The following is a 9,118-nucleotide window of genomic DNA, read 5'->3' as shown; positions in this document are numbered from 1 at the left end:
CTCAAAAGTCTATATGCAAGATATGAAAGTTTACGTCAACTTTAATTGAACCGCCGTATACCGAACGGTACGTACGGTGGTGTGAGAGGTCGGGGGTTAGTCACCCCCTCCTACTCGATTTCAAGTCGATAAATTTTTTCACTAATCTGTTGAACAATAATGGTAAATGTACTAGGATTTATAACTTAATGAATTATTAGGAGGACCAACATGCATGATTCAATTATTAGAATTTAAAGCAAAAGATGGATCTTCAGTTACTTTGCGTCCAGTTGAAGTAAAAGATGCTTACGATATTGTAACAGCTGTAGCAAGTGTTGTTGCTGCTGGGGAGTACATTCAAAAGGATGTCCCACATACCGTTGAAGAAGAAATGAATTTTATACATGATATGAAAGAAAAAGATAACATGTATATTGGTGTAGAGCGTAACGGAAAGGTGGTCGGAATAGGGCGTGTTATCAGAGGGGAAATCATTATGAAGCGGCATACGGGACTTTTTCGTACATGGTTATCCGAAGAAGTACAAGGCTTAGGGATAGGAAAACAAATAATGGCCTATACAGACAAGTGGTGTGAACAACATATAAGAAAGCTTTCACTTACGGTGTTCTCAACTAATCAAGTGGCCTATCAACTTTACAGAAAATATGGGTTTCATGAAGAAGGAAATCAGAGAGAACAAGCATATATAAATGGTGAATACGTAGATGAAATATGGATGGCGAAATTCTTTAAATAGATTTGCTCTTTGTGCGAAATTAGGTAAAGGAAGGAATATGCTTGTGAGATATTCCTAATTTATTTCCATAAAATGAATAGTGATTGTAAAAGTGCGATTCGTTATAATAAAGTGGCACAACACAACAACTCCTTTAAAACGAATTTAAACCTTTCCAAAATCGGAGAGGTTTTTTCTTCCCTTCATAAATTCCATTTATTGTATAAAATAAACATAATAGGAAATCGTATAAGTACCATAATTATCGAGGTGCACGTACATGCCAAAAATCATTTCTATTGGAACCTCCATTCCAAAATACGAAATAGATCAGGTCACAGCAGCGAAGTTTGCAGAAGAACTATTTGAAGAGTCATTTAAAGATATTAGTCGATTGTTAACCGTGTTCCAGAATGGTCTTATTGAAAAAAGACATTTTGTGCGAGACATCGAATGGTTTAAGCAAAGGCACTCTATAAAAGAAAAAAACGACATTTACATCCACGAGGCGGTTGCTTACGGGACAGAAGCGATTAATTCATGTCTTTTAAAAGAGAGTGTTCCATTTGAAGATATAGAAGCAATTTTCTTTATTTCTACTACAGGTTTTTCAACCCCAAGCATTGAAGCGAGAATAATGAATATTCTACCATTTTCACCATTTACAAAAAGGATTCCGATTTGGGGGCTTGGATGTGCTGGTGGTGCCGCAGGACTTTCAAGAGCATATGAATATTGTCTTGCTTTTCCAAAAGCAAAAGTACTAATTCTATGTGTTGAACTTTGCAGTTTAACGTTTCAAAAAAATGATCGATCAAAAAGCAATTTGATAGGTACCTCATTATTTGCGGACGGTATTGCTTGTGTATTAATGGTTGGAGATGAAGTGAAAACTAACTCAGAGGCTACCTATCCTAAACTTCTAGGAAGTCAATCAACCCTAATGAAAGAGTCAGAGGATGTAATGGGATGGGAGATAAGAGATGGGGGATTGTACGTGGTTTTCTCACGCGATATTCCCAATATTATTACAGATTGGCTTGGTCCTAATGTTGAACGATTCTTGGCACGTTATCATCGGAAAAAGAATGACCTATCACAATTTGTGCTCCACCCAGGGGGTTTGAAAATTCTAGATGCCTACCAGAAAAGTTTGGGAATTGATGCACAAAAATTAAGTGCCTCTCAAAAGGTTTTGAAGGAATACGGGAACATGTCTTCTGCCACTGTGATTTATGTGCTAAAAGAAATAATGGAAAGTAACCCCTCAAAAGGAGATCTTGGTCTGGCTGCAGCAATGGGACCAGGATTTAGTTCAGAAATGCTCTTGATGGAATGGGAGTGAGTAAGTGATTTGGTTTGCAATATTCTTTACATTTGTTGTTTCACAAAGAATATATGAATTATTGATTGCCAAAAAAAATGAAATTTTTATGTTAGAACATGGAGCTATTGAATATGGAAGTGAACACTATAAATATATAGTCTCTTTGCATGTGTTATTCTTAGTAAGCTTTTTTGGGGAGGTCACCGCTTTGGGAAAATATGCAAGTCCCATATGGCCAATTTGGTTGACCTTATTTATTATGACACAAGCGATAAGAATTTGGTCCCTATACTCATTAGGCCCTTACTGGAACACCAAAATATTAATTATTCCTGATGCAGAAATTTCAATGAAAGGGCCATACCGCTTTATGAGGCATCCTAATTACGTAATTGTTACGCTTGAGATTATGCTTATTCCTTTATTGTTTCAGGCATATATGACAGCAGTGTTATTTACCGCATTAAATTTATGGATGTTATCGGTTAGAATTCCAATAGAAGAACAGGCTCTCTTCGAAAAGTCCAAAAATTATGATACATATATGAGTCTTAGGAAACGTTTTTCCCCAACTTTCCAAAAAGATTTAGAATGATAGTCATTGTCATTTAGCCTAGAAACTGTTATGATGATAATAATTATCACTATCAATGAGGGGGACACCAACATGGTTATGGTATTCATTGGTGCGACGGTTGTGACGTATTCTATCTTAATGAAAATGATTTTACAGCAAACATGTGAGCCTAAATCTGTTGAATAATAAAAGACAGGATTTTCTATTTTTATTATAGAAAATCCTCAGACTGTTGACAAACCCATTTTTTTAGTCTTTGCATTGAACTGTTGATCTTCGTTACAGACGCTTCGCTTTCCGCGGGCGGTCCGGGAACCTCCTCGGACTGCGTCCTGTGGGGTTTCCCATGTCCCTTCCTCCCGCAGGAGTCTTCGCGTCTTTCACTACGATCAACATGGGAATTGCATTAACTTTAAGAAAAAGTACCTTTGTCTTCACACTGAGGATTTTCTATTTTTATTATAGAAAATCCTTTTTTTATTTCATAGCTTTTGGTTGGTCGTGTAGCAGTCTATACAAAGCAAACCAAGGTAAAAGTTCACTATCACCATACTCCACCTTCTACAATATGAATAAATAATATAAGATGGTTGTGAAATTCTTTACAAGAAACTCGTAATTATCGTTACAGTCGCACTCTTATGAAGGATAATGTTTTTCTACTTAAAAGTAGAATAGTTCTAGAAGCCGATTATTTCGGAGTGAATAGCAATATATCTTTTAGAAAAGAACCATAAATAATAAAACGGAAGTAGGAAAAAGCTTGTTTTTCAAGTAAAATAGAGGAAATGACAAAAAAATGATTATAATCAACTGAGGGGACCATGGATGGGAATACAAAAACAAAATCATCAAGTTGAACAATCAATGGCACATTTAACCACTAAACTATATTCTGTTTTAGACATTTTACATAAAAAAGGGGACGAAAAGGGTGCATGTAAAGTTGCGGAACTCTTCCAAAAGGCTGATACGAAAGAGCTGACGATTGCCTTTTGTGGTCATTTTTCGGCAGGGAAATCATCATTAATTAACGAGATATTAGAAGAAAGAATATTACCTGCCAGTCCAATACCAACATCAGCAAATGTGGTAAAGATAAAAAAAGGACAGGAGCTTGCACATGTAAATTTTTTCAAAGGGGAATCACTTGAAATAACACCTCCTGTATCCTTTGAGTTAGTGAAAGCTTACTGCAAAGATGGAGATCATGTGGAAACTGTTGAATATCAGTATCCATTTGAACATCTTCCAGAAGATATCATCGTTCTTGATACGCCAGGTGTGGATTCCACAGATGATGCTCATCGTATTTCTACAGAATCCTCCCTCCATCTTGCAGATGTTATTTTCTATGTGATGGATTATAATCACGTTCAGTCTGAAGTAAATTTGAAATTTATTAAGGAACTACAGGAAAAAGAGAAAAAGATATATCTCATCATTAATCAAATTGACAAGCATAGGGAGGAAGAGTTACTTTTCTCGACTTACACTAAAAGATTACAAGACTCATTTGATGATTGGGGACTAATACCAGCAAGTATTTATTTTACAAGTTTAAAGGATAAGCAACATCACCTAAACGATTTGCAAATTGTTAAAGAAACGATTCATATTCTCCGCAAGGATAAACTAGAAATATTACCTAAAACTATTGAAAGAGCGTTAGAACATATCCTCCTCGAGCATAAGGAATGGATCTTAGAACAAAAAGAAGCCGAAATAACAAAGAATGAACGTATAGTAGAAGCATGGGATGGTCCATTAGATGAAGTGTCTGCAAACCTTGATGAGAAAAGAAGTCAAATTTCCACTATTGAATTTAGAATGGTACAGGCAAAAGAAGCATTCCTTTTGGAGATAAAGAGAATCGTTGAAAATGCAAACATTACACCTTTCGAGATGAGGGAGCTAGCCGAGAAATTTTTAGAATCCAGACAAAAGGGATATAAAGTAGGATTTTTATTTTCAAGTAAGAAAACAGAAGAAGAAAAAATTCAAAGAAGTGAAGCGCTTTGTAATGACCTGAAGTCACGTGTCCAAACACAAATCGAAAAGTTTATTCATGAGAACATACTGACATTTCTAAAAGATCATGATTTTCATTCTTCAACTTCTGTTGATGAAGTTCAGGAAATCTCCTTATCAATAACAAATGATTTTGTCTTAAATCATGTAAAGCAAGGAGCAGGATATAGCGGAAATGCAGTTCTGAATTATTCAAAAGACCTCGCTCAAAGCATCAAATTAGCATATCAAAAACAGGTACAATCCTTTATGGAAAAGTACTTTGATAAGCTAGATAGACAATCGGAACAAGATATTTCTATATTGAAAATAGAAGAAAGTGAACTACAAGAAGTATTACAAGCTCAGAAAAACATCAGTTCACTCTATTTAGATTTGGAAAAAGAGTATCAGCTTGTCGTCGACGTAATGAAAAAAATCAATTCTGCGGACATTTCCGAATTATCTTCAAAACTTGTTTCTTTGTATACCACGTTTAATTATAAAAGAGTACATGGGGATGAACTTGAAATTACAACTAAATCAACTTTTGAAGAAGAAAAGGTTCCAGTTAATAACAAGCAAATGCAATTGCAAAAAGGTGCAGCTGAACTTGTAGGAGAGCTGCAACATACAGCTTCATTATTAAAAGGATTTTCAGGTTTCCAAACGGTTGTTAAGGATTTAAAGGACCGTGCAGAAAAAATAAACAATCAATCATTTACTGTGTCACTATTTGGAGCTTTTAGTGCAGGGAAATCCTCTTTAGCTAACGCTTTATTTGGAGAAATGGTTCTGCCAGTTTCTCCTAATCCAACAACAGCATCTATCAATAAGATTTCTCCAGTTACTGAAGCATCTCCACATGGTACCGTCCATGTGATGATGAAGAGTCCGGAACAAATTCTTGATGATGTGAACCAAGCTTTGGGAATATTTCGTAAGACTGCAACTTCACTGGAAACTGCAACAAAAGTAATTGCCGAAATTATCCGAAAAAATGAACATGTTGATTTGGATTCAAGTAAAAAACCTCAATTTCAATTTCTAAAAGCTTACTTGGCCGGCTTTGGAGAAATGAGGAATCATTTAGGTTCTTTGCACAAAGTAACATTTATAGAATTCGAAGCTTATGTTGCTCAAGAAGAAAAGTCCTGTTTTGTTGAGTGGATTGAGGTATTTTACGATTGTCCATTTACTAGACAAGGACTAACATTAGTGGATACACCAGGAGCGGATTCGATAAATTCCAGACATACAGACGTGTCATTTGATTTTATTAAAAATGCGGATGCCATCCTTTTTGTCACATATTATCAACATGCATTTTCGAAGGCTGACCGTGAATTTCTCATTCAGTTGGGAAGAGTAAAAGATGCATTTGCAATGGATAAAATGTTTTTCTTAGTAAATGCCGCAGACTTGGCGAATAATGAGGAAGAATTAGAGTTGGTCTGTAACTATGTGAAGGAACAGCTTACCAATTATGGAATTCGACATCCAAGACTTTACCCTGTTTCAAGCCTCTTAGCATTAAAGGAAAAACAAGGGGAAACTACAGCGCATCCATTTTTAAATGGAGCTTACTTGCATGAATTTGAACATGCTTTTTCAGAATTTATTCAGTCGGACCTCGTTGAAATGCGTTTACATGCAGCACAATCCGATATAAACCGAGCGGTCGATTTATTTAAACACTACGTAACACAAGCTAGGCTAGGAGCAGATGAAAGGGAGAGTTTAAAACAAGGTATTGCTAACAACAAACAACAGATCTTAACTACTCTTCATACGTATTCTGAACAATCCTTTACAATACTCCTCGAAAAGGAAATACAGGAACTGCTTTATTACGTGAAGCAAAGGACATTACTTAGATTTTCTGATTTCTTTAAAGAAAGCTTTAATCCGGCGGTACTAAGGGAAGATGGGCGTAATATAAGAGAACAACTCCGTCAATGCTTACAAGAGTTGTCAAATGATGTTTTTCATAATTTATCGCAGGAAATAAGAGCTACTACTGTTAGAATTGAAAATTTTTTGGTGAGAATGTTGAGGGAATGGCAGCAAGAAATAGAGAATGAAGTGAAATCTATAGAGGCGAATTCTTCCATCCGAAAAATGGATATAGAAACTATCAATCCTTATAAGATTGTAGTAGCACCTCCTGAGGTTGCGAATAAAACGCACAAACAGACTGCGGGCTATTACAGAAACTCAAAATCATTTTTTGAGAAAAATGAGAAACAGCATATGTTTATGTATCTAGAGGAACAATTTTCACCAATGATGGATATTTATCTAAAAGAAAATTTGGATAGGCTCACGGTCCATTATCAATTAGAGTTAACCCAATCTTTCCAAGAAGTTCATTCGTATACGGAAAAGCAGATTCAAGACTTTTTTGATGGAATGCAGGACGTTCTGGAACAAGATCAAGACGTTCCGCAGCTTGAAAAAGTCTATCAAGAAATTGCAGCTTACAAACGCTAAGGGAAAATGATTTGAAAAACATCGAGGATATGTTACACAATAATGGAAAGAGAAAATAATGTGCATATCCTTTTTGTGTGAAGCTGGGAGCAAGGTATTGCGCTTTCCTGACACAACCACATTAAATATAGTTTCCTTCCTGTGAACAAAAAAAGGTTACGAATACAGGAATAAATTAATGACATTCATAAAGAAAATGAAGCTAAATGAGAAAAGCTTATCCAGACCTATTGCCTTATAATTTTTTGGATTGGATGGTGATAATGGTCATGTCAAAACATAACAGATTTCACGCTTGTGCGACCTGTCAACATTATGAGGTCGTAAAGTCACAAGAACGTACTCGTTATCATTGTAGTAGGCTTGGGTACGATACAAGGCCACATTACCAGTTTAATTGCTGGCAACCGAAAGAAAACGTGTTAAAATTAATGGAAAAAGAACAGAAGAATTAGGAGGAACATCCATGAGCGTACATAAAGAAATATCAGAGCATTCCAGAAAACAGAATCAAGTGGTCATGAACTTTCTCCAACTTGATCAGCAAAGGGAAGCTTTCATTGAGGAAGCAGTAATCCTTTGCCAGCAAAAGAAACCATTCACTACAGCAAAAATAAATGAAGTAACAAAGAAAATAAATGAGCTGGCTCGTAAAGGAATTGCTCCACAACGTAAAATGGTAACAGCAGAAATGGTGGAGGAATTTGTTTCCCGCAGTAAATAATTCGGGAGGGAATGAAATGAAATATATTGTTCAACCAGAATGGGTAAACGAACATTTAGAAAGCCTTGTTATTTTGGATTGCCGGTTTTATCTCCAGGAACCTGACAAAGGATTTGAAGAATATAAGCAAAGCCATCTGCCCAATGCCTACTATTTTGATTTGAATAGAGATTTATCAGGACCTGTGCAAAAACATGGAGGAAGACATCCATTACCAAATATTAAGGAATTTCACCTTAAACTAGAAGAAGCCGGTGTACACGATAATGCTAAAGTTCTCCTATATGATGACCAAAATGGGGCTATGGCTTCAAGAATGTGGTTTCTACTTCAATTAGTGGGTTTTCATAATGTGTATATTATGGACGGTGGATACAGTTATTGGAAAGAGCTACGCTTCCCTTTGACTAATCACATCCAGCAACCAACACAAAAATCGGGAAAATTAACAGTTAAATTCAACGAAAAATTAATAGTTGGAAAAGAAGAGGTAAAAGCATCCTTACCAGATTTTGAGCTTGATGAACGATACCTTCTTGATGCAAGAGAACCAAAACGATTTACTGGTGAGGAAGAACCGATTGATCGAATCGCTGGACATATTCCAGGGGCTCGAAATGCTTTTTGGCTTGATAACACCGAAAACGGAAAATGGAAAGATGAACAGGACTTGAAGAAAAGGTTCCAATTTCTAGATAAACAAAAAGAAGTAGTAGTATATTGTGGTTCAGGAGTCACTGCTTGCCCAACCATCCTCGCCCTTAAAGTATCAGGGTTTGTAGACATAAAGCTCTACGCTGGAAGCTGGAGTGACTGGATAAGTTACGCTGATAATCCAATATCTAAAAGTACTAACTAGAATTACCCTAACTAAAAAAAAACATTCAGCATAAACTAACAGGGACTCACATATAAAAGGAGGAGTCTCGAATGGGTCGTACTAAAAAAGGAAATGCAAACGCTCAACGAAACAATAATGCGAAACAAAAAGGAAATATGGATTCTGAATTTGCTTCTTATGCGGAGTATGAAGCAGCAAAAATGACAAACAAAAAGAACCATTAAGCTGAATTAATAGACTGTCCAATAACTTAGGATAGTCTCAAACAGTTGACAAACCCAAATTATTTATAAATTTGTATTTGACTGTTGATCTTCGTTGCAGACGCTTCGCTTTCCGCGGGCGGTCCGGGAACCTCCTCGGGCTGCGCCCTGTGGGGTTTCCCATGTCCCTTCCTCCCGCAGGACAAGGAAGGCTTCGGCAGC

The 9,118-nt window shown here is 36.3% G+C and carries 8 protein-coding genes; all 8 read left to right on the top strand.

Going from position 1 to position 9,118, the window contains the following annotated elements; genetic code table 11:
- Window positions 1-214 precede the first annotated feature (214 nt).
- Window positions 215-742 (top strand): GNAT family N-acetyltransferase, encoded by a 528-nt coding sequence (locus tag LRP81_RS22610; protein WP_230505364.1) that lies wholly within the window; start codon window positions 215-217, stop codon window positions 740-742.
- Window positions 743-1,001: 259 nt separating this feature from the next.
- Window positions 1,002-2,066, top strand: coding sequence for a type III polyketide synthase (locus LRP81_RS22605; protein ID WP_230505362.1), 1,065 nt, complete (start codon window positions 1,002-1,004; stop codon window positions 2,064-2,066).
- A 4-nt stretch (window positions 2,067-2,070) separates the two neighbouring features.
- Window positions 2,071-2,643, top strand: a complete 573-nt coding sequence (locus LRP81_RS22600) for an isoprenylcysteine carboxyl methyltransferase family protein (protein WP_230505360.1) — start codon at window positions 2,071-2,073, stop codon at window positions 2,641-2,643.
- Between the two features lie 810 nt (window positions 2,644-3,453).
- Window positions 3,454-7,128, top strand: coding sequence for a dynamin family protein (locus LRP81_RS22595; protein ID WP_230505358.1), 3,675 nt, complete (start codon window positions 3,454-3,456; stop codon window positions 7,126-7,128).
- Between the two features lie 206 nt (window positions 7,129-7,334).
- A complete protein-coding gene (locus tag LRP81_RS22590) occupies window positions 7,335-7,583 on the top strand; it encodes a hypothetical protein (protein ID WP_317987116.1) in 249 nt (82 codons plus the stop codon).
- An 11-nt stretch (window positions 7,584-7,594) separates the two neighbouring features.
- Window positions 7,595-7,852, top strand: a complete 258-nt coding sequence (locus LRP81_RS22585; RefSeq protein ID WP_230505355.1) for a YpbS family protein — start codon at window positions 7,595-7,597, stop codon at window positions 7,850-7,852.
- Window positions 7,853-7,868: 16 nt separating this feature from the next.
- Window positions 7,869-8,711, top strand: coding sequence for a sulfurtransferase (locus LRP81_RS22580; RefSeq protein WP_230505353.1), 843 nt, complete (start codon window positions 7,869-7,871; stop codon window positions 8,709-8,711).
- A 71-nt stretch (window positions 8,712-8,782) separates the two neighbouring features.
- Window positions 8,783-8,917, top strand: coding sequence for a hypothetical protein (locus LRP81_RS23290; RefSeq protein ID WP_263458277.1), 135 nt, complete (start codon window positions 8,783-8,785; stop codon window positions 8,915-8,917).
- Window positions 8,918-9,118: the final 201 nt, after the last annotated feature.

It is taken from the genome of Sutcliffiella rhizosphaerae, assembly GCF_917563925.1.
In the GTDB taxonomy this organism is placed as follows: Bacteria; Bacillota; Bacilli; order Bacillales; family Bacillaceae_I; genus Sutcliffiella_A; species Sutcliffiella_A rhizosphaerae.
The sequence above is the reverse complement of the archived record's forward strand: the minus strand, read 5'-3'. Positions and strand labels throughout refer to the sequence as shown.

Bases quoted from the DNA above. Each gene is read 5' to 3' on its own strand.
- LRP81_RS22605 (WP_230505362.1), top strand. From the start codon at position 1,002: ATGCCAAAAATCATTTCTATTGGAACCTCCATTCCAAAATACGAAATA.
- LRP81_RS22595 (WP_230505358.1), top strand. From the start codon at position 3,454: ATGGGAATACAAAAACAAAATCATCAAGTTGAACAATCAATGGCACAT.
- LRP81_RS22580 (WP_230505353.1), top strand. From the start codon at position 7,869: ATGAAATATATTGTTCAACCAGAATGGGTAAACGAACATTTAGAAAGC.
- LRP81_RS22610 (WP_230505364.1), top strand. From the start codon at position 215: ATGATTCAATTATTAGAATTTAAAGCAAAAGATGGATCTTCAGTTACT.
- LRP81_RS22585 (WP_230505355.1), top strand. From the start codon at position 7,595: ATGAGCGTACATAAAGAAATATCAGAGCATTCCAGAAAACAGAATCAA.
- LRP81_RS23290 (WP_263458277.1), top strand. From the start codon at position 8,783: ATGGGTCGTACTAAAAAAGGAAATGCAAACGCTCAACGAAACAATAAT.
- LRP81_RS22590 (WP_317987116.1), top strand. From the start codon at position 7,335: ATGAGAAAAGCTTATCCAGACCTATTGCCTTATAATTTTTTGGATTGG.